This window comes from Ferrovibrio terrae (assembly GCF_943372915.1).
GTDB lineage: Bacteria > Pseudomonadota > Alphaproteobacteria > Ferrovibrionales > Ferrovibrionaceae > Ferrovibrio > Ferrovibrio terrae_A.
Map to the genome: position 1 here is coordinate 42,501 of NZ_CALSAN010000025.1, position 23,556 is coordinate 66,056.

Genomic DNA, 23,556 nt, shown 5'->3' on the forward strand with positions numbered 1-23,556 from the left:
GCATGGTTGTCCTTGTGGCCGGCCAGCGGCAGGCCGAAACCCTTCACCGTATAGGCCAGAAAGACGACCGGCCGGTCATGATCGATGCCGTCGAAGGCCGCGGTGAGCGAGACGAGGTCATGGCCTGCCAGGTTGGTCATCAGCTGCGCCAGCTCGCGGTCGCTACGGCTTTCGATCAGCTGGGTCACGTCGCCCTGATCGCCCAGATCGTCGAGCAGGCGCTTGCGCCATGCCGCGCCGCCCTGGAAGGTCAGTGCCGAATAGAGCTGGTTGGGGCAGCGGTCGATCCAGTCGCGTAAACGTTCGCCGCCGGGTTCCCTGAAGGCTGCTTCCAGCAATTGGCCGTATTTCAGCGTGACGATATCCCAGCCAAAGGCGCGGAACAGGGCTTCCAGCCGGTCATACAGACCTTCCCGCACCACGGCATCCAGGCTCTGGCGGTTATAGTCAATGATCCACCAGGTGTTGCGCAGGCCGTGTTTCCAGCCTTCCAGCAGGGCCTCGAAGATATTGCCCTCATCCATCTCGGCATCGCCGATCAGCGAGATCATGCGGCCGGTCTCGATGTCTCCGGCCCAGCCATGCGCCTTCACATAATCCTGCACCAGGCTGGCGAAGATGGTCTGTGCGGCGCCGAGGCCGACCGAGCCGGTGGAGAAATCGACATCCGCCGTATCCTTGGTGCGCGAGGGGTAGGACTGCACGCCCTTGTAGCCGCGGAAATTCTCCATCTTCTCCCGGCTCTGCCGGTCCATCAGATAATGGATGGCATGGAAGATTGGGCTGGCATGCGGCTTAACGGCGACGCGGTCGTAGGCGCGCAGCGAATGGAAGTAGAGCGCGGTCATGATCGTGGCGAGCGAAGCGCTGGAGGCCTGGTGGCCGCCGACCTTCACGCCATCAGTCTTGTCGCGCAGATGGTTGGCGTTATGGATCATCCAGGTCGACAGCCAGAGCACTTTCCGCTCCAGGTCGCGCAGGATTTTCAGTTCACTCGAGTCGATGCCGCTCATGCTTTCCATCCGGGACAAAAATCTCCCGGAGGGTAGTCCGTTCCGGCGGGCATTGTTTTGCAAAGCGGGGCGTAGATCTGGTATATTTTGCAAAATATTTGCGCAGAAATCTTAATATGAGCAAAGAAATGGTTGCCCTGGACCAGATAGACAGAAAAATCATCAAGGCGTTGCAGGACAATGCACGATTGTCGAGCCAGGAACTGTCTGAGCGGGTCGGGATTTCTACCTCGCCATGCTGGCGCCGGGTCAAGGCACTGGAAGAAGCCGGCGTCATCACCAGATATGTCACCCTTGTCGATCCCGAGTCGCTCGGCCTCTCGATCAGCATCTTCACCAACGTGTCGCTGGACAAGCAGATCGAAACCGCGCTGGAAACCTTCCAGAAGGCGGTACGCAAGCGGCCTGAAGTGATGGAATGCTATCTGATGACCGGCGACTTCGACTATCTGCTGCGCGTCGTGGTCGGCAGCCTGCATGATTACGAGCGCTTCCTGCTCGACCATCTGACCAAGATACCTGGCGTGGCGAGCATCAAATCCAGCTTCGCACTCAAGCAGGTGAAATACACCACGGCGCTGCCGGTCAGCTGATCTCATTGGCAGTTACGGCGAACCGGATTTTCTTCTCAAATACCGGAGTGGGCGGCCAGTACCTGTCTGGCACGCGGCACTCAGCTGTGTGAAGCGGCCTGCCGCAACTTGCGCGGTGAGCGGGCAGTGCTGCGGCTGGACGGCGTGTGACATGACGGAGGCTTTGCGCCTCCATGATCAGCGTAAATTGGCAGTACCGATCCATCATTCTCATCCAGCATTGCAGCAACGGATGGCGTCCAGCGCATAAAAGCCGGTTGACATCGGAGGGCAACATGACGGATATTTTAAAAATAGCAACAATGTACCGATAATAGGAACATAAGAAAACATGCTTGCAGCCGGCCCATTGCTGAACAAAAGCCGCCTCGTTGAATTGCTGAAGAGCGAGAAGATCGACGCCATCGTCGCCACCTCGCCCGAGAACGTCACCTACTCGAGTGGCTACTGGGCGCTGTCGCAGTGGATCCGCCGCGGCCCACAATCCTATGTGATGCTGCCGGCAGATGATCTCGATGCATCATGTATCATCGCCACCACCTCGCTGCTGGATCAATTGGCAGATCAGGATGTCTGGGTGCGCAATGTACGGCGCTACGGCTTCTTCCGTGTCGATCGCTCCAACGAGCCGCTCAGCGCCCTCGATCAGCGCCAGGCAGCACTTTACGACCTGCCGGACGAAAAGAACCCGATCGATGCCCTGTGCAATGCCGTGCGCGAAGCCGGGCTGGCGAAGGCGCGGCTGGCGGTCGATGAAATCGGCCTGCAGCCGGGCTACTGGGACCGTTTGCGCCAGGAACTGCCCGATGCCGAACTGGTGCCCGGCGCGACGCTGTTCCGCCGCATCCGCGCCGTCAAGACACCGGCAGAGATTGACCGGCTGAGAGAAGCTGCGCGCATCACCGAGCACTCGATTCGTGCCGCGCTGAAGCTCGCCGCCGAGGGCGCCACCGAGCGCGAGCTGGCGCGCGCTTTCCATGCCGAGACGGTGGGACGCGATGCCTTCCCGGTGCTGGAATGCATCGGTTTCGGACCGCGCAGCGCCATGCCCAATGTCGAGCCGTCCGATACGCCGCTGAAGCGTGGGCAGGTGATCCGATTCGATGCCGGCGGTCGCTACCGCCATTACCGCGCCGATATCGCTAGGATCGCGGTATTCGGCGAGCCGGATGCCAAGACGAAGCAGTATTACAACGCGCTCTCCGCCGGCGTGCAGCGCGTGCTGGAAATGGTGCGTCCGGGCGTGCGCACAGCGGACCTTTTCAACGCAGCGGTCGAAACCGTGCGCAAGGAAGGCATCTCGCATTACAGTCGCAGCCATGTCGGTCATGGCATCGGTATCGACGGCTATGACATGCCGGACCTGACGCCCGGCAGCGACCATGTCGTGGAAGAGGGCATGGTGATGTGCGTCGAGACGCCCTATTACGAACTCGGCTGGTGTGGCCTGCAGCGCGAGGACACCATCGTGGTCCGTCGCGATGGCGCCGAAAGCTTCATGACCATGTCTGGCGACCTGGTGGTGCTGGCGTGACACCGGTCGGACTGGACTGCATCCGCTGCGGCACGCGGCAGCCGATCCGCATCACGCTGGAAGGATGTCCGTCTTGTGGCGATATCCGCAGCAACCTGCGCGTCCGCTATGCCGACACGCCGGCCCTGCGCTGGAGCGCGGTGCTCCAGCAGGATCGCGGCAACATGTGGCGTTATGCGGCGATGCTGCCGGTGGCCTCTGAGGATATCGTGTCGCTGGGCGAGGGCGGAACGCCGCTGCTGCATGCCAGGACGCTGGGACGGGATTTCGGCCTCGAGCGGTTGTATCTGAAGGACGAAAGCCGCAATCCGACCTGGTCCTACAAAGATCGGCTCAGCACGGTGGCGGTGTCGGTGGCTCGCCGCATGGGTGCCAAGGTCATGGCCACGGCATCCTCGGGCAATGCCGGCGCGTCGCTGGCGGCCTATGCGGCACGCGCCGGTCTGCCCTGCGTGGTCTTCACCTATGCCGGCACGGCGGGACCGATGCTGGCGCAGATTCGCAAATACGGAGCCAAGGTCGTGCCGCTGCTGCGCAAGCAGGATCGTTGGCCGATGCTGAAGGACTGCGTGCAGCGCTTCGGCTGGTTCGCCACCTCGCCCTATTCGGCGCCGGTGATCGGCAGTCATCCGCTGGGGATCGAGGGCTACAAGAGCATCGCCTATGAAATCTGCGCCGATCTCGGCTGGGCCTGCCCGGACTGGGTGGTGATGCCGGTCTGCTACGGTGACGCCCTGGCCGGCGCCTGGTACGGTTTCCAGGAACTGCAGGCCGCGGGCGTGATCCGCAAGTTGCCCCGGATGGTGGCCGTCGAAGTCTTCGGTTCGCTGGCCGCCGTGCTGGATGGCAATACGGATCAGGTGCCCGATATGCCCGCCGGCTTTGCGCCGCTGGCGATTTCGGTGGGCGCGACGCAGAGCAGCTATCAGGCGCTCAAGGCGCTACGCGAGTCCGGTGGCCGCGCCGAGGTGGTCGGCAACGACGGTCTGATCGCCATGCAGGAGCATCTGGCGCAGCGCGAAGGTGTGTTTGCCGAACTGACGGCGGCCATGCCGGCTGTGGCAATCCGGTCTCTGGCCAAGGCCAGGGTCATCGGCCCGAAGGACACCGTGGTTGGCGTTGTGACGGCATCCGGCCTGAAGGATCTCGACAAGTCGGTGTCGGACTCATCGGCGGAAGCGGGCGTGTCGGGCACTTTCGAGGATGTCAGCCGCTATCTGATGCAGCAGTTCCGGTTCAACCCGGCGCAGGCCGCATAGTTCATCTCAACCAAACACGGGGGCAACAATGGATCGTCGACAGTTTATCTCCACGACAGCCTGGCTTGGCGCATCGGCGCTGTTGGCTGGCAGCGGTCGGGCTGTGGCGCAGGCCTATCCGAGCAAACCTGTCACGATCTTATGTCCGTTCGCGGCTGGTGGTGGTGGCGATGCGTTGACCCGCGTTTTGGCCGATCATGTGCGCACCAAGCGCAGTGTCGCTGCTGCGGTGGAATACCGTCCGGGTGCGGGTGCCACGATCGCGCCGGGCCAGATCGCCCGTGCCGCACCTGATGGCACGACCCTGGGTCTGTATTCCATCAGCCCCTTCGTCGTCGTGCCACATCTGCAGCGACTGCCTTACGACCCGCTGAAGGATTTCACCTATATCGGCATCTACGCCTATATCCCGATTGCCTTCTATGTGAAGACCGACAGTGCCCATAAGGATTGGGCCGGCGTGATAAAATACGCCAAGGACAATCCGGGTAAATTCCGCTGGGGCACGTCGGGCGTGCGGGGTGCTGCGCATATCGCCGTCGAGGCGGCTTTCCGCAAGGAAGGCATCCAGACCACATTCGTGCCATTCACCGGCGGTTCGGAAGCCATCACCGCGTTGCTCGGCGGGCATATCGAGGCCGTCATCTCGGCCGATTACGGCCCGCAGCTCTCGGCCGGCACCGTCCGGCTGCTGGCACTGACCGGCACCGAGAAGCTCGCCGGCCAACCGTCGCTGCCGACCTTCAAGGATCTCGGCTATCCGCTGTCGACCGAGGCACTGTATGGCCTGATCGGTCCGGCCAAGCTGCCGGCCGAAATCGTCAGCTACTGGGATGGTGCCATCAGGGAGATGATGAAAACCGATGAGTTTGCCACCGCCCTGAAGGCGATCAGTGCCAGCCCAGTCTATATGAACAGCGCTGATTTCACTGCGAATGTCGCCGAAAACTACCGTAAGATCGGCGAGGCTATGGAAACGCTCGGTTTCAAGAAGTCCTGATGTATGGTCCGGTCGCATTGGCTGTCCTGGCGGTCGCCGCATTAGTGGCCGCCTATGGATATGGCCTGTGGGAGTTTGGCGCGCCGGGGGCGGGGCTGATGCCCTGCCTCGGCGCAGCGCTCCTGCTGATTGCCAGCGTCTTCGTCTTCCGCGAGAAGCAGGCCGCGGCCGGGGACAATGTGCATGTCGGCCGCATCGCCGGCTATGGCGGCGGATTACTGCTGCTACCGCTCGCCGTCTCCCTGGTGGGCATGCTGCCGGCGCTCGGCCTGTTCATTCTTGTCCTCTTGCGCTTTGCCGAAGGTGTTCGCTGGCGGTCTGCTATTGCCGCGGCCGTGATCAGCAGCACTGCGGCCTGGCTGCTGTTCGGCCATATGCTGCAGGTTCCCCTGCCGGGCGGCATGGTCTGGTGAGTTTATGGATGTTCTCAGCAATCTCATGATGGGCTTCGGTGTCGTGTTGACGCCGTTCAACCTATCCATTGCCCTACTCGGTGCCTTTGTCGGCACCGCCGTGGGCGTTCTGCCCGGGCTCGGCCCTACGGCCACCATCAGCCTGCTGCTGCCGATCTCGGTCTATCTCGACCAGACCAGTGCAGTGATCCTGCTGGCCGGCATTTACTACGGCGCCATGTATGGCGGATCGATCACCTCGATCCTGATCAAGATTCCCGGCGAGGCCGCCAGCGTGATCACCTGTATCGACGGCTACCAGATGGCGCGCCGGGGCCGCGCCGGTGCCGCACTCGGGATCAGTGCGCTGGGCAGCTTTGTTGCCGGCATTGCGGCCACCATTGGTATTGCCTGGGTCGGGCCGCAGGTCGCCAGCGTCGCCCTCATGTTCGGTCCGGTCGAGAAAGCGGCAATGCTGGTCCTCGGTCTGACGCTGATTCTCGGCATCGGTGAAAGCTCGCGGGCGCGGGCTGTGGCCATGGTCGGTCTCGGCCTTCTGCTCGGCACGGCGGGCGTCGATATCGTCTCGGGCGAGGAACGGTTCGTTTTCGACATTCCGCCGTTGCGCGATGGGTTCAGTATTCCCGTCGTCGCCATGGGCCTGTTCGGTCTCAGCGAGGTGCTGATCCTGGCTGGGCAGAAAGAGACCAAGGCGGAGATTCTCGGCTACAGCCGCCGCCTGCGCGACCTTCTGCCCAACCGGGAGGAAGCGCGGCGGTCGATCGGGCCGGTGGTGCGGGGTAGCGGCATCGGTTTCCTGCTCGGCCTGCTGCCCGGCGGCGGCGCGATGATCTCCAGTTTTGTGAGCTATCTGGTCGAGAAGAAAATCTCGCGCCGGCCCGAGGAATTCGGCCAGGGCGCGGTCGAGGGCGTGGCGGGGCCGGAGGCCGCCAACAATGCCGGGGCGCAGGCCAGTTTCATTCCGCTGCTCTGTCTTGGCATTCCCGCCAATGCCGTGATCGGCGTGATCATGGGCGCGCTGCTGATGCAGGGCATCGTGCCGGGGCCGCGGCTCATCGTCGAACATCCAGAAGTCTTCTGGGGCGTGATTGCCAGCATGTTCGTCGGCAATCTGATGCTGGTGCTGCTGAATATACCGCTGGTTGGTCTGTTCGTGTCGCTGTTGCGCATTCCGCAGGGCCTGATGTCGGTACTGATCGTGATGTTCTGCGTCATCGGTGCTTACAGCCTCAACAACAGCATGTTCGACGTCATCGCCATGATCGGTTTCGGTTTCCTGGGCTACGGCCTGCGCAGGTCCGGCTTCGATATAGCCCCATTGCTACTAGCATTTGTGCTCGGCCCAATGTTCGAGCAGAGTCTGCGTCAGGGTCTGATCATCGGTTACGGAAGTCCGATGGTGTTTCTGCAGAGCCCTATCAGTGTCGCCTTCCTTGCGCTGGCGCTGGTCGTTTTTGCCGCACCGATGATATCCCGTATATTTGGCGGTCGCCGTGCGCTGGCCGCCCTTGCAGGTAAAGAGGAATGAAGACTCTGAAATCCCCCCATTCGCGTGGCTTAAGTGAGCCAAAGCCATCCGCCGGCAGCCAGTCCCTGGAGCGAGGCCTCGATATCCTTGCCATGATCGACAGCGAGGATGGTGGCCTGGGCGTGCGCGAGATAGCACGGCGCATGACGCTGAGCCCGACCATCGTGCAGCGGCTGGTCACTTCGTTGTCCAACCGCGGCTATGTCGAGAAGAACCAGGATACCAGCCGCTATGTGCTGGGCTATAAGGCACTGGCGATGGGCGGAAACCGCGCCAACGCCATGGATTATATCGCAACGGCGAAACGTGAGCTGGAGCAGTTGTCGAAGCAGCATCGGCTGAATGGCTTCGTCGCCGCATTGCGTGGCTTCCGTGCTATCTACCTCTTGGCGGTGCAGGCAGACGGGCCCATTTCCATCAACGTCAAACCCGGCAGCGAGATGCCGTTGCACAGCACGGGGGCGGGCAAAGTGCTGTTGGCATCGCTGGCTGAAGACGATGTCCGGAAACTGCTCAGCACGAACAAGCTCAAAGCATTCACCCCGCATACCATTACCGATGTCGATCGCCTGGTGGCCTCGCTGGCGAAGATTCGCCGCACGGATATCGCAACGGTATCAGAAGAGAATATCCCCGGGGTTCTTTCGGTCGCAGCGCCCATCCGCGACAAGGCAGGCCACGTTATCGCCGCCCTGAGTGTCGCCTTCCCGAAATACGTCGATGCCAGCCGCACGTTGCAGACTGTTGCGCCGCTGGTTGCCGCCGCGGCGCAAAGGGTTTCGCAGGCTTTGGGCTGGCAGCCGGGCAACACCAAGCTGGTGAAGTAACGCCCATGGTGGCGGGTACCGAGGCTGGATTGGCGCGCGCCAACCAGGCAGGGCCGTCATGGTGGCCGCGCTTGGTACATCGTTTCGCTGGCGTCTTCTGCATGCTGGTGGTGCTGGCTAGCCTGAAGGCGGTCGCGGTATATCTGTAGCAAAGCCGGATTTCCACGGCGGATATCGGATGGAGTAATCGCACCCATCGTAAGCTTGGAAAGCTGAAGCCATCTAGCCGGCCCGGAAAAGAGCCTGAATAGCATCCAGGCTAAACTCAGACCGGTTCGCCGTCCCTGATTGCAGGGACCGGTCGGCGGCCGCGCTTGGGAGCATGCCCCGGGGCCGTCATCGGCAGGCGAATCGGGAACCCTTTGGTAGGCCGCTCAAGTATCTTTGGATCGACCCCGGTTTGGAGCGGAGTCCCGCGGACTTGGCGATGGGCTGCATCGACCCTGGATGCCTCGAATCGGAGGGTGTCCGAAAGCCGGTATCGGGCCTGGCCGGGGATCACACAGCACCTGGGGTGGCAGTTCAGTGGGTGGTCGTTTCTCTATAAAGGAGACCGAGCATTGCCATCGGTCGGCGAGATCCTTCTTGGTCAGAAGCGGATCGTCGCCGGCTGGAGATGGAAATGAGGTGGTCTCGGCCGTCATGGCCGCAGCATTGCCGAAAGCCGGCGCCGGATCGACTGTCCATAAGGCCGATCTCAGACATCTATATATGTCGGGGGTGGCTCAAGGCTGGGTTGGCCGGGCGGACCTAGTCTGCTATGATCCATTTGATCCAAATTTGCTCCACTGCCGAATGCAAAGCGGTCGGCGCCGGTGCAAGGGATTAAGGCTAAGTGCTTGAGAATTTTGGAGACAGGTCTCCAGATCGGTACAGGAAAAGCCCCGGATTAGGGCTCATAACCTGAAGGTCGTAGGTTCAAATCCTACTCCCGCAACCAAATCGAAAACCCGCCGGCGAAAGCCTGGCGGGTTTTTTGTTGAGATCGGCCTTATGGCCGAAAGGCTTTTTTGAGTTAAACTTAGTTCGCCGGCTTTAATTCGAGCTCGGCATAGCACTCTTTTTGCACGAGTTAGGTTCGATAATGGTCGGCGGCAACCCGCATAGCCGTTCTATGGCTGCTGCGATCTGGAATAGCCGAGCTTCTGATCGGGGCCGACCGATGATCTGCACGCCGAACGGCAGGCCGTCGCACGAGAATCCGACCGGCACAGCCAGCACCGGGCAGGCCAGCAGCGAGGTGATCGCTGTGATGGCAATCCAGTCGATATAAGTATTCTGCTGCATGCCGGCGATCTGTTGCGGCCACATGGTTTCGACTGCAAATGGCAGGATCGGTGCGGCCGGTGTGATCAGCACCTCGTAATCGCCCAGGAAGGCGATGACGCGGCGATACATCTCGGCACGGTAGCGTTCGGCGGCACCGATGCTGGATGGCGTCTGGCGCAGGCCATGTTCGATATCGCCCATCACCTCGGGGGTGAACTGGTGGCGATGACGGTCCAGGAACGGCTCCCAGCTGGTGACATAATTGACGCCACGCAGGGTGAGCAGGGCGGGCAGTGCGCCAGTAAAATCCGGACAGGCCTTATCGATGGCGGTGCCATCTTCCTGCAGTGCTGCCACGAAGGCATCACCAAGTGCCCGCACCTCGTCTGCGACCGGCAGGCAGCCGAGATCGGCGGACCAGGCCGCGCGCAGTGGCCGATCTGGTTTCAGTGCCATGGGCAGGAAGGGACCGTCGGGCGAAGATGCCGACAGTGGATCGGCCGAGTCGAAGCCGATCATGGCATCGAAGAACAGCGCCAGGTCGCCGATGTCGCGCGCCATCGGGCCATCGACAAAGATCGTATCGAAGGGATTGAGGATACTGCGGCGTGGCACCCGGCCCGGCGTTGGACGCAGGCCGGTGACCCCGCAGAAGCTGGCCGGGATGCGCAGGCTGCCGCCGACATCGTTGCCATGCGCCAGCCAGACCTGGCCGGTGGCCAGCGCCACAGCCGAACCGCCGGAAGATCCGCCACAGGTGAGCGCGGTGTTCCACGGATTGCGCGTGGTGCCCAGCACGGCATTGGTGGTGTTGGCACCGCCCAGCTCGGACAGGTTGGCCTTGCCGAGCGGGATACCGCCATTGCGTTCGATCAGCGCAATGGTGCGATCGGACTGCGTCGAGACGCGGTCGGCAAAGATCGGTGTGCCACCGGTCCAGCGCACGCCGCCGATCTCGGCATTGTCCTTCACCACGAAGGGAATCCCGCCGAGCATCGAATTGGCAAGGCCGGGTTGAGCTGCCTGCGCGCGGGCACGGTCAAAGCAGCGCGTCGGCACGGCATTCACGGCACCATCGACAGTCTGGATGCGGTCGATCGCCGCCTCGACCAGATCCGCCGGCGTAATCTCGCGGCGTGCGAGCAGGCCCCGTACCGCGCGGGCAGACAGCCGCATCAGCTCAGCAGACATCGGGTCACCGTGACGGCGCGGATTCGACCGGCATAGGCTCAGGCTGTGTGCCCTGCACGGGCGCAGCGCAGGACTCGCGGATCACCAGGCGCGATTCCAGCATATGCGTACTGCCGGTGCCGCTGCGGTGGCCATTGATGCGGTCGGTCAGCAGCTTCACCGCCATCTCGCCCATCTCGCGCACCGGCTGCGCCACCGTGGTCAGCTTGGGCCGGAACACATTGGCCCAGGCAAAATCGTCGATGCTGATGACGGATACATCGTCGGGGCAGCGCAGATCGAGATCGCTGAGCGCGCGCATCATGCCAATGGCCATCAGATTGTTGGCGGCAAATACCGCGGTGGGCGGCTGTGGCAGGCGCATCAGCGCCACGGTGGCATCGTAGGCCTGCTGCTCGCGGAAGCCGGCCTCCAGCACCAGGCCGGGATCGAAGCGGATCTGGCTGGCGAGCAGCGCCTCGCGATAGCCGGCGAGGCGATCGGCGCCGGTGGTGACGCTGGTCGGGCCCGACAGCAGGCCGATGCGGCGATGGCCGCGGCGGATCAGATGCTCGGTGGCCTGGTGAGCGGCCAGGCGGTTGTCCAGCACCACCGCATCAAGGCCGAGGCCATCAAAGGCACGGTCGACCAGAACGACGGGAACGCGGATCTGGCTCAGCAGGCTGCTGCGGCTGAGCGAGACATCGCCGGTGGTTGCCAGGATGATGCCGTCAACCCATTGCGAACGCAGCACCTGCAGATGCTTTTCCTCGCGCGCCGGGTCTTCATCACTGTTGCAGAGCAGAACCGAGAAACCCTGCTGGCTGGCGATGCCTTCCACCGCCTGCACCAGCTCGGTGAAGAACGGATTGGTGATATCCGCCACGATCAGTCCGAGCAGGCCGCTCGACTGCTTGCGCAAGCTGCGCGCCGCGGCGCGCGGCGCGTAATTCAGACTCTCGATGGCCTTGAGCACGCGCGCGCGCAACTGCTCGCTGACCCGGCCAGGATCGTTGACGCTGTTTGAAACCGTGGCGACCGACACGCCTGCCAGCCTGGCCACATCCCGAATGGTCGCCATGTCCGCATGTTAAACGTTTAAAGTCAGTCTGATATGCCAGAGTCAGGCGGCTGGAGCAAGTGGCAGTATTGGTCTTGCTTTCTCTATATTTCGCTTATGCAGCATAAAATCTATCATTTTGTGCATATGCGATATGCAGCGCTTGAAGAAAAGTGAATGACGGGCTTGTCAGGAAAAAGCATTTCTGGCATTTGTTTTGAAACGTTTTACATAACCGGGGGGATTGCCGTGTACCGGCTTAGGACCACTCAAGCCAGCACAACCGGACGGGAACTTGCGTCATGACCGGCTATCTGGCCCGCCGCCTGCTGGCCACGATCCCCGTGCTCGGTCTGGTCGCGGTATTCGTCTTCCTGCTGCTGCAGATGACGCCCGGTGATCCTGCGGTGGTGATCGCCGGTGACTACGCCACCACGCAGCAGATCGAGGCGATCCGCCAGCAGCTGGGCCTGGACCGGCCGATGCTGGAACAGCTGATGTCCTGGCTGGGCCGCATCATGCAGGGCGATCTCGGCCATTCGATCTTCTCCCGTCTGCCGGTCAGCAGCCTGATCGCCCAGCGCATCGAGCCGACCCTGGTGCTGACGCTGTTCACGGTGGTGCTGTCGATCGCCTTTGCCCTGCCGCTGGGCGTGCTGGCAGCCTATCGCGCCGGCAGCTGGGTTGACCGCGCGGTGATGGGTTTCGCCGTGCTCGGTTTCTCCACGCCGGTTTTCGTGGTCGGGTTTCTGCTCGTCTATGTCTTCGCCCTGGGGCTCGAGTGGTTTCCCACCCAGGGCTATGTGCCACTGGCTGACGGCCTGTTCGGCTGTCTGCGCAGCCTGACCCTGCCGGCAGTCACACTGGCACTGCTCTATGCAGCGCTGCTGGCCCGTGTCACCCGCGCCAGCATGCTGGAAGTGCTGGCCGAGGATTACGTGCGCACCGCCCATGCCAAGGGCCTGGCGCCGCAGCCGGTGCTGATCGGCCACGCACTGAAGAATGCCGCGGTGCCGATTGTCACCGTGATTGGGGTCGGCATCGCCGCTCTGCTGGGCGGCGTGGTGGTGACCGAGACGGTGTTCAACATCCCCGGCCTGGGCCGCCTGACCGCCGATGCGATCATGCGGCGCGACTACCCGGTGGTGCAGGGGCTGATCCTGCTGTTTGCCGCGGTCTATGTCTTCGTCAACCTTCTGGTCGATCTCAGCTACCTGCTGTTCGACCCGCGCATCCGGCTCTAGCGCCATGGCGATGATGGATCATTCCGCTGCCGCGATGGCACCGAGCCCGGTCTGGAGCCGCATGGCCAAGGGTCTGCGATTCCTGCGCCGGCATCCGGTGATCCTGTTTGGTCTTGTAGTGATTCTGGTGGCTGTCGCCGTGGCGCTGGCGGCGCCGTATCTGCTGCCGGATCCGAAGGCCATCAATCCGATCTACCGTCTGCGGCCGCCGGGCGAGGCATTCTGGTTCGGCACAGACCATCTCGGCCGCTCGATCCTGTCCCGCAGCCTGCATGGCACGCGGGTCTCGCTGGCCGTCGGCATCATGGTGGCCGTGGTCGTGATCATTGCAGGGGTGACGGTCGGCCTGCTGTCCGGGTTCCTGCGTCGCTTCGACAGCCTGATGATGCGCGTGATGGATGGCATCATGGCGATTCCGGGTGTGCTGCTGGCGATTGCCCTGATGTCGCTGTTCGGCTCCAGCCTGCAGAATGTCGTGATTGCGATCAGCATCCCGGAAATTCCCCGCATGGCGCGACTGGTGCGCAGCGCCGTACTCAGTATCCGCGAGCAACCCTATATCGATGCGGCAGTGACCAACGGCACGCGCTTGCCGCGTCTTCTGTTCTGCCATGTCCTGCCCAATACGATGGCGCCAGTGCTGGTGCAGGCCACCTATGTTTTTGCCTCCGCCATGATTCTGGAGGCGGTGCTGTCCTTCCTGGGTGCCGGCACCCCGCCCGAAGTGGCGAGCTGGGGCAACATGATGGCCGAGGGGCGCCAGTATCTGCAGCGCGCACCCTGGATGGCGGCATTTCCCGGCGTGTTTCTGGCTTTTCTGGTGCTGACGGTAAACGTGGTCGGCGACGCGATGCGCGATGTGCTGGATCCGCGCCTTGCGGGGAAGCTGAAATGAACGCCTCTGCGAACAACGACCCATTGCTCAGCGTCGAGAACCTCAGCGTCAGCCTGGCGTTGCCGCATGGAGCCATGCCGGTGCTGCGTGATCTGTCCTTTACGGTCAATCGTGGCGAGACGCTGTGCATCGTCGGCGAAAGCGGCTGCGGCAAAAGCATCACCGCTTTGGCCCTGATGCGGCTGCTGCCGCGACGCATCGGGCGCATCTCGGCCGGTCGCATCCTGTTCGACGGCACGGATCTCGCCACGCTGAGCGAGACGGAGATGCGGCGCATCCGGGGGAACCGGATGGCGATGATCTTCCAGGAACCCATGACATCGCTGAACCCGGTGCTCACCATCGGGCGGCAGATTGGCGAGGTGCTGCGCCTGCATCAGGGGCTGACTCGGCATGAGGCCGATACCAAGACCCGGCGCCTGCTTGAGCGCGTTCGCATCCCCGATGCCCAGCAGCGCCTGCGGCAGTATCCACACCAGCTGTCTGGCGGCATGCGCCAACGGGTGATGATCGCGATGGCCCTGGCCTGCAGCCCGCAGCTGCTGATCGCCGACGAGCCGACCACGGCGCTGGACGTGACCATCCAGGCGCAGATCCTGGCCCTGCTGGATGAAATCCGCGCCGAAAGCGGCGCAGCGGTCATCATGATCACGCATGACCTGGGCGTGGTGGCCGAAGTGGCCGACCGCGTGGTGGTGCTTTATGCGGGCCGCAGCGTCGAACAGGCCGCCGTGGGCGACCTGTTTGCCATGCCGCGCCATCCTTATACGCGCGGCTTGATGAACTCGGTGCCGCATCTGGCGCTGCATCGCGGTGACCAGCCGCTGGCGCGGTTGCAGGAAATCCAGGGCACCGTGCCGTCGCCCTTCGACATGCCGGCCGGCTGCGCGTTCGCGCCGCGTTGCAGCCTGGCTGATGAGGGCTGCGTGACCGTGCCGGTTCTGGAAAAGCAGGCGCGGGACCATGCGGTGGCCTGCTGGCATGCGGCCGAGCCCGCGCGGCTGAAGGCGGACGCATGATGATGCAGGCTCTGCATACGCCGGCTCTGGAAGTCCGCGACCTTGTCAAGCATTACCCGTTCCGGCGCGGCTGGTTCGGCCGCAATGGACAGGGGGCTGTGCATGCGGTGGATGGTGTGTCCTTCACCCTGCCGCGCGGTGAAACCCTGGCGCTGGTCGGCGAGAGCGGCTGTGGCAAATCGACCATTGCCAAGTTGATCCTGCGCCTGATCAAGCCCGACACCGGGTCGGTCCTGCTCGAAGGCACCGACCTTGCCGGCCTTGACGATGATGCCCTGCGGCTGGCCCGACAGCGCATCCAGATGGTGTTCCAGGATCCGTTTGCTTCACTCAACCCGCGCCTCAGCGCGGCGGCGATTGTCGGCGAGCCGCTGGTCAATTACGGGATCGGTGATTCGGTTTCTCGTGCCGCCCAGGTGGATGCGCTGTTCGACCGGGTTGGTCTGGCCCGTTATCAGCGCGATCGCTATCCGCACCAGTTTTCCGGTGGTCAACGCCAGAGGCTTGGCATTGCACGGGCGCTGGCCCTCAATCCGGCCGTGGTGGTGGCCGACGAGCCGGTCTCAGCCCTCGATGTCTCGGTCCAGGCCCAGATCCTCAACCTGATGGCCGATCTGCAGCGCGAGCTTGGCCTGTCCTACCTGTTCATCAGCCACGATCTTGGGGTGGTCGAGTATATCAGCACCACGGTGGCGGTGATGTATCTCGGCGCCATCGTCGAGGTGGCGCCCCGACAGCGGTTCTTCAGCGCCGCCGCCCACCCCTATGCACGCGCCCTGCTCGATGCCGTGCCGTCGCCCGATCCGGCGCGACGCCGTCGCCGCAGCTTGCTGCAAGGCGAAGTGCCAAGCGCCAGCGCATTGCCCAGCGGCTGCCGTTTCCGCACGCGCTGTCCACAGGCTACGGCGCTCTGCGCCGAAGCCGCGCCGGCCCTGCGCCAGATCGCGCCGCAGCACCATGTCGCCTGCCATCACATTGAGACTGCGTAACCAATCAACAAATACAAACGGGAGGAAACCATGCGTACAAGAATGACGGTGAAACTGCTGGCGGCTGCTGCCGTCACGACCTTGCTGCTGCAGACAGGCATTGCTGCAGCCCAGAGCAATGTTCTGAAGGTCCGTCCCTTCGGCGACCTGAAGGGTATCGATCCTGTCACCAACTCGGACTACATGGCGCGTAATCATGGCTACATGATCTACGACACGCTGTTTGCCATGGACGAGAAGCTCAATATCAAGCCGCAGATGCTGGAGAAATACGAAACCAGCGCGGACGGCCTGACCTGGACCTTCGTGTTGCGCGACGGCCTGAAGTTTCATGATGGCCAGGCGGTGACGGCGGCCGATGTGGTCGCTTCGCTGCGGCGCTGGGGCCAGCGTGATGGCCTCGGCCAGCAGCTGATGGCCAATACTGCCAGTCTGGAAGCAGTGGATGCCAAGACCACCAAGCTGGTGCTGAAGCAGAAATGGGGCCTGGTGCTGGATGCGCTGGGCAAGCCAAGCTCGGGTGTTCCTTTCATCATGCCCGAGCGCATTGCCAAGGCGCCGGCGACGGAATCGCTGACCGATCCGGTGGGTTCCGGCCCCTTCATCATGAAGAAAGAGGAGTGGGTACCCGGCTCCAAAGTGGTGTATGTCCGCAATCCGGACTACAAGCCGCGCAGCGATGCGGCATCAGGCATGGCCGGCGCCAAGCAGGCAAACTTCGACCGTGTTGAATGGCTCTACATGCCCGATGCGCAGACCGCGCTGAACGCGCTGCAGGCCGGCGAGATCGACATCTTCGAGGAAGTGCCGCCGGATATGCTTGGCCTGATCGCCAAGAATCCCCGGGTCAAGGCCGTGCCGCAGGATTCGCTCGGCGTGCAGGTGGTGTTCCGCATGAACAGCCTGCAGCCGCCGTTCAACAATCCCAAGATCCGCCAGGCGATCCGCTACATGGTCGACCAGAATGTCTTCATGCGGGCCTATGTCGAAGACCCCAAGCTGTACAAGGACTGCCCATCCTTCTACATGTGCGGTTCGCCGTACTACACCGATGCGGGCTGGGTGAAGCAGGATCTGGCCAAGGCACGGCAACTGGTGAAAGAGGCCGGCTATGATGGCGCACCGGTTGTGGTGCTGCATGGCACGGAAGCCGGCATCACCAACACCTTCTCCTCGGTGGCAGAACAGCTGATGCGCGACATCGGCCTGAAGGTCGAGCCGCAGGCGATGGATTGGGGCACGCTGACGGCGCGGCGTACCAGCAAGAAGGCCATGAATGAAGGCGGCTGGTCGCTGTTCATCTCGGCGCCGACCGGCGCCGACATGATGGATCCGCTCGGCCATCTCGGCCTGCGCTCCAACTGCGATGCGGCCTGGTTCGGCTGGCCCTGCGATGACCAGATCGAGAAGCTGCGCAGCGAGTTTGCGCTGACTCCTGATCTGGCCAAGCGTCAGGAGATCGCCAAGGCGCTGCAGCTGCGGGCCGCGGAAGTGGTGCCCTACGTGCCGCTCGGCCAGCTTTCGCTGGTGCGTGGTGTGTCGGCCAAGCTGAGCGATATTCCGAACGCCGCCATCCCGGTCTACTGGAATATCAAGAAGGCCAACTGAGCCATGGTATCCCGGGCCGCCGTTTCGGCCCGGGATATCACCTTCTGAATGAAAGCGGCTCAATGAAAGCGAGCTTGTGATGTTGATCGGGATTTCCACCCAGCTGCCGGCTGATCTGCTGCATGGCCTGGCCAGCATGGGGCATGGCGACGATCTGGTGATCGCCGATGCCAATTTCCCAGCGGCACGGCTGGCGCGCCGCCTGATCCAGACGACGGCGGAAAGCACGACGCGGCTGGCCATGGCGGTGCTGACGCTGCTGCCGCTTGATGAGTTTGTCCCGGCGCCACTGACCCTGATGCAGGGGGTGCGGGCGCAGGACCGCGATGCCCCGGCATTGACCGACCTGACTGCGGCGCTGGCCTCGTTCGGTAAGGTCGAGCAGCTTGAACGCGATGCTTTTTATGACCGCGCCGCCAAGGCCTTTGCCATCGTGGTCACAGCCGATGCGCGGCCCTATGCCAATCTCATCCTGCGCAAGGGCGTGATTGCCGCGGGTTCACCCCACTATGTCGCCTGAACTGCTCACCGCCCGGCCGCGCGCCGCGCGCCGCCGCATCCTCGGCCGCGGTAATCTCACGTTGACCGGGCTGGGCCTGGGTGGTGCGCCGCTTGGCAATCTGTATCAAGCCGTGGACGAGACCGATGCCGACGAAGTCGTGGCCACGGCCTGGCAGGGCGGTATCCGCTATTTCGATACGGCTCCGCTCTACGGCAGCGGCCTGAGCGAGCGACGCATGGGCCGGGCCCTCGTTCGCCGGCCACGGCAGGATTACGTGCTGTCCAGCAAGGTTGGCTGGTTGATCGAGCCGGATGGCGGGGTGCAGCAGGATGGTCCTTATGTCGGCCTGGATGGCAGCCGGCGCCGCTGCGACTACGGTTACGATGCGACCCTGCGATCGCTGGAAGCCAGCCTGCAGCGCCTCGGGATGGATAGCATCGACATCGTCTATATCCACGATCTCGATACTGCCTGTCATGGCGCGGCGCTGGAGCAGCGCTATGGCGAAGCCATGCGCGGCGCCTACCGGGCGCTGGCGGAATTGCGTGATCAGGGTGTGATTGGCGCCCTCGGCCTTGGCGTCAACGAATGGCAGGTCTGCGCCCGCGCTCTGGTGGATGCTGATCTCGATGTCTTCCTGCTGGCCGGGCGGTATTCCCTGCTCGACCAGTCAGCGCTTGCCAGTTTTCTGCCTGCCTGTGTGCGGCGCGGCGTGGGCGTTGTGATCGGCGGCGCCTTCAATTCCGGTATTCTGGCGACCGGCGCAGTGCCCGATGCGCGCTACGATTACAAGCCGGCGCCAGCGGATATCCTGCAGCGCACGGATCGATTGGCGGCTGTCTGCCGCCGCCATGACGTGCCGCTCGCCGCCGCTGCACTGCAGTTTCCGTCCTTCCACCCGGCGGTCGTTTCGGTACTGCCAGGGGCCCGCAAGGTTGCTGAGATGGCAGTCAACATCGATCTCTTCGAACGGCCGGTCCCATCAGCCCTGTGGAGCGAGCTGAAAGCCGAAGGGCTGCTGCCGCCCGAGGCACCGGTGCCGGCCTGAGGATGTCCGTGACGCGCATTGATGCCCACCAGCATTACTGGCAGCTCGACCGCAGCGATTATGCCTGGATGCAGCCGCAGCATGCCGCGATCCGGCGCGATTTTCTTCCTGCCGATCTTGCCCCGCTGCTGGCCGCTGCCGGCGTTCATGGCACGATCCTGGTGCAGGCTGATGCCACGGCGCGCGAAACCGATTTTCTGCTGGAGATTGCCCGCACGACGCCAAGCGTGCTCGGCGTCGTGGGCTGGGTCGATTTCACGGCGGCCGATGCGGTGGCCGAGGTCGAGCGCCGGGCCGGACAGGCAAAGCTGCGCGGGCTGCGACCGATGCTGGAATTCATCGACGATCCGGACTGGATCCTGCAGCCGGCTTTCGATCCGGTTTTCAGGGCAATGATTCATTGCGGCTTGAGCTTCGATGCGCTGGTGCACCCACCGCATCTGCCGGCACTGGATGTGCTGGCGCGGCGTTACCCCGATCTGCCGATGGTGATCGACCATGGCGCCAAGCCGAAGCTTGCGGCATGGCGCAACGATGTCTCAGCCTTACGGGCCTGGGAACAGGATATGCGCCGGATGGCACGCCATCCGCAGGTCTGGTGCAAACTGTCCGGGCTGCTCACCGAGGCAGGCTCGCACTGGCAGGCAGAAGATTTGCTGCCGGCCATGCGCATCCTTCTGGAACTTTTCGGTCCGTCGCGCCTGCTCTGGGGCAGCGACTGGCCGGTGATGACGCTCGCGGGTAATTATGACCATTGGCTTGCGCTCAGCGAGCGGGCTCTGGCGGGGCTTGGGGTAGAAGAGAAGGGTCTGGTTTTTGGCCAGAATGCACGCGGGTGTTATCGAATCTAGGACTGCGCAATTCGAAACCTCATGAATTCCTGCAGTCAATTCTGTCACCCACGCAAAATCTTCTGCACCGTGCGCTACTGTCCAAAGGCAGTTTCGCCGACCCGGGTGGCGGTGGCAAGATCCGCCGCGCGCTTCAGTACTCAGTCCCGCTGGTCGATCCGCTTGTGAAAGCGGTGGATGTGGATGCTGGTCCAGACCCCGGCTTTGCGGAAAGGATCCGCTGCGTTGAATGCCTCGGCGGCGGCCCGGTCCGCGGCCTCGACCAGGAACAGGCTGCCGATCATCGTCTCGCCATCATCGGAAACCAGCGGGCCGGAGACGATGCTGCGCACCGGGGCACCGGCCAGATAGGCCTTGTGCGCCTCGTAATGCGCGAGCCGGCGCGGCAGCGCATCGGCGGCATCGAGGCAGTGAATGATGAAATGCGGCATTACAGAACCTGGCAGACGCGTTCAAAAGTGTGACGCGGCTGGCGTCCGAAGAGTTTGGCCGGGTCGCCATAGCCGAGGTTGCACAGGAAATCGGTCTGAAAGCGGCCATCGGGGAAGAATTCGGCATTCACCTTGGCGATGTCGAATCCGCTCATCGGTCCGCAATCCAGGCCGAGCGCGCGGGCGGCAATGATCAGATAGGCGCCCTGCAGCGTGGCATTGCGCTGTGCTGTCGCCTGGGCCAGCGGGGCATTGCCGGCAAAAGTTTCGCGCGCTTCCGGCTTGTGCCAGATCTCGGGCATGTAGTCGTAGAACTGCGTGTCGCGCGCCATGATCGCGGTGACCGGCGCCGCCAGAGTCTTGTCGAGATTGGCCGGCGACAGTGCCGGCGCCAGGCGTTGCTTGGCCTGCGGGCTGCGCAGGAATACCAGCCGCATCGGCTGGGTGTTCATCGAGGTCGGGCCCATCTTGGCGATGTCGTAGATCTCGCGCAGCAGATCGTCTGATACCGGCCGGTCGAGCCAGCCATTCTGCGTACGGGCATCGAGAAACAGCTGGTTCAATGCGTCGGCGGCGATGCGGGGCATGGCGGGACTTTTCGCTGGCGTCAGAGGGCGACGGAGGCGCGCACGATCGTGGCGGTCTTGCGCAGATGCTGTTCCAGCGCGGCCGCCGCGCGCTCGGTGTCGCGCGCCATGACGGCATCGAAGATGGCCTGGTGCTCGGCCGGCACGTCGCGGGCCTCGGTCTGCAGCGGCACCGACATGCGGCGGTAGCGCTCGCTCTGCTCATAGAGCATCGCGCGCATGCGCAGCAGCCAGTCATTGCCACAGGCGGTGACCAGCTCGGCGTGGAAATCGGCATGGGCGCGCGACCACACCTCGCTGAGATGCAGGTCCTTGCCGGCCTCGGTCTGGCTCAGGCGCGACAGGCGATGCCAGGCGGCGACCAGCCGGCTTTCCCAGGCCAGGTCGCCACGTTCGATCGAGGCGCGCAGGCACAGCGTTTCGATGGCAATGCGGGCCTCGGTGATGTCGGCCAGTTCCTTGGGCGAAACCGGGCTGACGGTGTAGCCGCGCTGGGGCTCGGAGACGACCAGCGCCTCCGATTGCAGCATGGAGAGCGCCTCGCGCACTGCGCCGAGGCTGACATCGAGCTCGCCGGCCAGCGCCGCGATGTTCAGCTTGGTGCCGGGCAGCAGGCGGCAGCTCAGGATATCGGCACGGATCTGCGCATAGGCCCGATGGGACTTCGTCGCGCCGGTTTCCGGGGGCGGCGTATCCGCAAGAGCATCGGCAGGGCTGTGGATTATTTTCATGATAAAAATATATTGCTAGCCAGCAAATCTATGTGTAAGACAAAAATATAGAAAAGCACAAGCCCTGACAAGAGCAGAGCGGAGGAAACAGACCATGGCAGATCCCAAGCGCTCCGGGGTGACAGCGATCCATTCGCTGGATCGTTTCGTCTTCAGCGTGCCCAAGCTGGATGTCGCCAGACAGTATTTCACCGATTTCGGCCTGGATGTGCGGCCGGTCGGCAACCGCCTCGACCTCTATACCTTCGGGCATCCCCATCGCTGGGGCTCGATCTATGAAAGCGGCAAGCCGAAGAAGCTCGAATATCTCGCACTCGGCGTTTATGCCGAGGACTACGAACCGCTACGGCGCCATCTGGAGAAGATCGGCGTGCAGACCATCCATCCGCATCCGCTGGTCGATGAACAGGGCTTCTGGCTGCGCGATCCCGATGGCATCACGCTGCAGATCGTCGTGGCCGAGAAATCCTCGCCGAACCAGAAGGGCGACACTTACGGCCCGATGAACATGAAGAATCCGGCCGGCATCGATATCGGCATCAACCGCCGCACCATGCAGCCGGTCAAGCCGGTGCGCCTGACCCATGCGCTGCTGTTCTGCTCGGATGTGCCACGCTCGCTGAAATTCTATCGCGAAGCCATGGGCATGAATCTCTCGGATCAATCCGGCGACGGCATCGCCTTCATGCATGGCGTGCATTCCAGCGACCATCATCTGCTGGCCTTTGCCAAGTCGGACGGCCCTGGCCTGCATCACACCAGCTGGGTGGTGCGCGGCGTGGACGAGGTCGGCCTCGGCATGGAGCAGATGCTGAACAAGGGCTACACGTACGGCTGGGGCATGGGCCGTCATGTGCTGGGCTCGAATTACTTCTACTACCAGCGCGACCCCTGGGGTAGCTTCACCGAATATTCCTACGACATCGATTTCGTCGGCCTCGACGGCTGGCCGGCGCAGGATCATCCGCCGGAGGATTCCTTCTACCTCTGGGGGCCGGCTGTGCCCGAAGACTTCATCACCAATCATGAAACCCAGGCCCATAAGGGCTGAAGCTGTAAAGAGGACTGTTTCCCCATGCGACTGTTGAATTACCTCAAGGACGGCAAGCGTTCGCTCGGTGCCCGCAACGGCGATGCCATCGTCGACCTGACATCAGCCGGGTTGCCCGACAGCGTCGATGCACTGCTCGCCATGGGGCCGAGTGGTCTGGCCAAGGCCAAGGACGCGGCTGCCAAGGGTGGCCCGACCACACCGTTCAAGGGCGCCAAGCTGCTGCCGCCGGTGCTCAATCCGTCCAAGGCCATCGCGGTCGGCCTGAACTACATCGATCATGCGGCCGAAAGCCCCTACAAGGACGCGCCGAAATATCCGGTGCTGTTCCATCGCTTCCCATCTTCCTGGGTCGCGCATGACGAGGCCCTGATCAAGCCCAAGGTCTCCGATCAGTTTGACTACGAGGCCGAGGTTGCCGTCATCATCGGCAAGGCCGGCCGCTATATCGCCAAGGACAAGGCACTGGAGCATGTCGTCGGCTATTCGCTGTTCAACGACGGCTCGATCCGCGATTACCAGTTCAAGTCGCATCAGTGGATGATCGGCAAGAACTTTGACGCCACTGCATCCTTCGGCCCGGAACTGGTGACGGCCGATGAACTGCCGGCCGGTGTCGTCGGCCTGCGTATCCAGGCCCGCCTGAACGGCCAGGTGCTGCAGGATGCCAATACCAAGGACATGATCTTCGACGTGGCAACGCTGGTCAGCACCTGCTCGGAGATTTTCGAGCTGCAGCCCGGCGATGTGATCATCTCCGGCACGCCGGCGGGCGTGGGCTTTGCCCGCAAGCCGCCGATCTTCATGAAACAGGGTGACGTTATCGAGGTGGAAGTCGAGAAGATCGGCATCCTGAGCAATACCGTCAAGAACGAGTAGAGCATCGAGTAGAAACACTGCCGAGGGAGGAAATAATGAAAAGTCTGAAACGGAT

The 23,556-nt window shown here is 63.0% G+C and carries 24 protein-coding genes (1 of these 24 cut by a window edge); 18 read left to right on the forward strand and 6 right to left on the reverse strand.

The features are described 5' to 3' along the window. Window positions 1-1,013, reverse strand: the 5' end (the start) of a protein-coding gene (locus tag AAG821_RS16355; RefSeq protein ID WP_341913817.1) for a transketolase. 1,390 nt of this gene lie to the left of the window's left edge; 1,013 of the gene's 2,403 nt are visible here — the first part of the coding sequence; it begins with the start codon at window positions 1,011-1,013; its stop codon lies off the left edge, out of view. Window positions 1,014-1,129: 116 nt separating this feature from the next. Here AAG821_RS16355 and AAG821_RS16360 point away from each other — a divergent pair, with 116 nt between their 5' ends. The 8 genes from AAG821_RS16360 (at window position 1,130) to AAG821_RS16395 (ending at window position 8,316) form a co-directional block, all read left to right on the forward strand. Then, window positions 1,130-1,606, forward strand: coding sequence for an Lrp/AsnC family transcriptional regulator (locus AAG821_RS16360; protein WP_341913815.1), 477 nt, complete (start codon window positions 1,130-1,132; stop codon window positions 1,604-1,606). Window positions 1,607-1,937: 331 nt separating this feature from the next. Further along, on the forward strand, window positions 1,938-3,140 hold the full coding sequence (locus tag AAG821_RS16365; RefSeq protein WP_341913813.1) for a Xaa-Pro peptidase family protein: 1,203 nt from the start codon (window positions 1,938-1,940) through the stop codon (window positions 3,138-3,140). Beyond that, the gene (locus AAG821_RS16370) at window positions 3,137-4,399 is read left to right on the forward strand and encodes a threonine synthase (RefSeq protein ID WP_341913811.1); all 1,263 of its coding nucleotides are present in this window, start codon (window positions 3,137-3,139) and stop codon (window positions 4,397-4,399) included. The genes AAG821_RS16365 and AAG821_RS16370 overlap by 4 nt, the downstream gene beginning before the upstream one ends. A gap of 28 nt (window positions 4,400-4,427) precedes the next feature. Next, window positions 4,428-5,399 carry a tripartite tricarboxylate transporter substrate binding protein gene (locus AAG821_RS16375; RefSeq protein WP_341913810.1) on the forward strand — a complete coding sequence of 324 codons (972 nt, stop codon included), beginning with the start codon at window positions 4,428-4,430 and terminating at the stop codon, window positions 5,397-5,399. Continuing rightward, entirely contained in the window at window positions 5,399-5,812 is a 414-nt protein-coding gene (locus AAG821_RS16380) for a tripartite tricarboxylate transporter TctB family protein (RefSeq protein ID WP_341913808.1), read from the forward strand. The genes AAG821_RS16375 and AAG821_RS16380 overlap by 1 nt, the downstream gene beginning before the upstream one ends. A 4-nt stretch (window positions 5,813-5,816) precedes the next feature. Next, window positions 5,817-7,340 (forward strand): tripartite tricarboxylate transporter permease, encoded by a 1,524-nt coding sequence (locus tag AAG821_RS16385; RefSeq protein WP_341913806.1) that lies wholly within the window; start codon window positions 5,817-5,819, stop codon window positions 7,338-7,340. Further along, window positions 7,337-8,167: an IclR family transcriptional regulator gene (locus AAG821_RS16390; protein WP_341913804.1), complete on the forward strand. Its 831-nt coding sequence runs from the start codon at window positions 7,337-7,339 to the stop codon at window positions 8,165-8,167. Before AAG821_RS16385 ends, AAG821_RS16390 begins: the two co-directional genes overlap by 4 nt. Window positions 8,168-8,172: 5 nt before the next feature. Next, a complete protein-coding gene (locus AAG821_RS16395; protein ID WP_341913802.1) occupies window positions 8,173-8,316 on the forward strand; it encodes a hypothetical protein in 144 nt (47 codons plus the stop codon). Between the two features lie 886 nt (window positions 8,317-9,202). Here AAG821_RS16395 and AAG821_RS16400 read toward each other — a convergent pair. Continuing rightward, window positions 9,203-10,627: an amidase gene (locus AAG821_RS16400; RefSeq protein WP_341913800.1), complete on the reverse strand. Its 1,425-nt coding sequence runs from the start codon at window positions 10,625-10,627 to the stop codon at window positions 9,203-9,205. 4 nt (window positions 10,628-10,631) lie between these two features. After that, window positions 10,632-11,687: a LacI family DNA-binding transcriptional regulator gene (locus AAG821_RS16405; RefSeq protein ID WP_341913798.1), complete on the reverse strand. Its 1,056-nt coding sequence runs from the start codon at window positions 11,685-11,687 to the stop codon at window positions 10,632-10,634. A gap of 281 nt (window positions 11,688-11,968) precedes the next feature. Here AAG821_RS16405 and AAG821_RS16410 point away from each other — a divergent pair, with 281 nt between their 5' ends. The 8 genes from AAG821_RS16410 (at window position 11,969) to AAG821_RS16445 (ending at window position 19,822) form a co-directional block, all read left to right on the forward strand. Beyond that, window positions 11,969-12,910 (forward strand): ABC transporter permease, encoded by a 942-nt coding sequence (locus AAG821_RS16410; RefSeq protein ID WP_341913797.1) that lies wholly within the window; start codon window positions 11,969-11,971, stop codon window positions 12,908-12,910. Window positions 12,911-12,914: 4 nt separating this feature from the next. Continuing rightward, window positions 12,915-13,805, forward strand: coding sequence for an ABC transporter permease (locus AAG821_RS16415; RefSeq protein WP_341913795.1), 891 nt, complete (start codon window positions 12,915-12,917; stop codon window positions 13,803-13,805). Next, window positions 13,802-14,824: an ABC transporter ATP-binding protein gene (locus AAG821_RS16420; protein ID WP_341913792.1), complete on the forward strand. Its 1,023-nt coding sequence runs from the start codon at window positions 13,802-13,804 to the stop codon at window positions 14,822-14,824. The genes AAG821_RS16415 and AAG821_RS16420 overlap by 4 nt, the downstream gene beginning before the upstream one ends. Next, entirely contained in the window at window positions 14,821-15,813 is a 993-nt protein-coding gene (locus tag AAG821_RS16425) for an oligopeptide/dipeptide ABC transporter ATP-binding protein (protein WP_341913790.1), read from the forward strand. The genes AAG821_RS16420 and AAG821_RS16425 overlap by 4 nt, the downstream gene beginning before the upstream one ends. Before the next feature lie 30 nt (window positions 15,814-15,843). Next, a complete protein-coding gene (locus tag AAG821_RS16430) occupies window positions 15,844-17,421 on the forward strand; it encodes an ABC transporter substrate-binding protein (RefSeq protein ID WP_341913788.1) in 1,578 nt (525 codons plus the stop codon). A 79-nt stretch (window positions 17,422-17,500) separates the two neighbouring features. After that, window positions 17,501-17,941, forward strand: coding sequence for an RbsD/FucU domain-containing protein (locus AAG821_RS16435; RefSeq protein ID WP_341913785.1), 441 nt, complete (start codon window positions 17,501-17,503; stop codon window positions 17,939-17,941). Then, window positions 17,931-18,971 carry an aldo/keto reductase gene (locus AAG821_RS16440; RefSeq protein WP_341913783.1) on the forward strand — a complete coding sequence of 347 codons (1,041 nt, stop codon included), beginning with the start codon at window positions 17,931-17,933 and terminating at the stop codon, window positions 18,969-18,971. The genes AAG821_RS16435 and AAG821_RS16440 overlap by 11 nt, the downstream gene beginning before the upstream one ends. 8 nt (window positions 18,972-18,979) lie before the next feature. Then, window positions 18,980-19,822 (forward strand): amidohydrolase family protein, encoded by an 843-nt coding sequence (locus tag AAG821_RS16445; RefSeq protein WP_341913782.1) that lies wholly within the window; start codon window positions 18,980-18,982, stop codon window positions 19,820-19,822. Window positions 19,823-19,962: 140 nt separating this feature from the next. Here AAG821_RS16445 and AAG821_RS16450 read toward each other — a convergent pair whose 3' ends face one another. Genes AAG821_RS16450 through AAG821_RS16460 form a run of 3 tightly spaced genes read right to left on the reverse strand, consistent with a single transcriptional unit; the run spans window position 19,963 to window position 21,571 of the window. Then, entirely contained in the window at window positions 19,963-20,253 is a 291-nt protein-coding gene (locus AAG821_RS16450) for a YciI family protein (protein WP_341913780.1), read from the reverse strand. After that, a complete protein-coding gene (locus AAG821_RS16455) occupies window positions 20,253-20,840 on the reverse strand; it encodes a malonic semialdehyde reductase (RefSeq protein WP_341913778.1) in 588 nt (195 codons plus the stop codon). The genes AAG821_RS16450 and AAG821_RS16455 overlap by 1 nt, the downstream gene beginning before the upstream one ends. Window positions 20,841-20,860: 20 nt before the next feature. Beyond that, window positions 20,861-21,571 (reverse strand): FCD domain-containing protein, encoded by a 711-nt coding sequence (locus tag AAG821_RS16460; protein WP_341913776.1) that lies wholly within the window; start codon window positions 21,569-21,571, stop codon window positions 20,861-20,863. A gap of 94 nt (window positions 21,572-21,665) precedes the next feature. Here AAG821_RS16460 and AAG821_RS16465 point away from each other — a divergent pair, with 94 nt between their 5' ends. Together AAG821_RS16465 and AAG821_RS16470 are read left to right on the forward strand one after the other, a co-directional pair. Continuing rightward, entirely contained in the window at window positions 21,666-22,622 is a 957-nt protein-coding gene (locus AAG821_RS16465; protein ID WP_341913774.1) for a VOC family protein, read from the forward strand. A 24-nt stretch (window positions 22,623-22,646) separates the two neighbouring features. After that, entirely contained in the window at window positions 22,647-23,501 is an 855-nt protein-coding gene (locus AAG821_RS16470; RefSeq protein WP_341913772.1) for a fumarylacetoacetate hydrolase family protein, read from the forward strand. The last annotated feature ends 55 nt before the right edge of the window (window positions 23,502-23,556 follow it).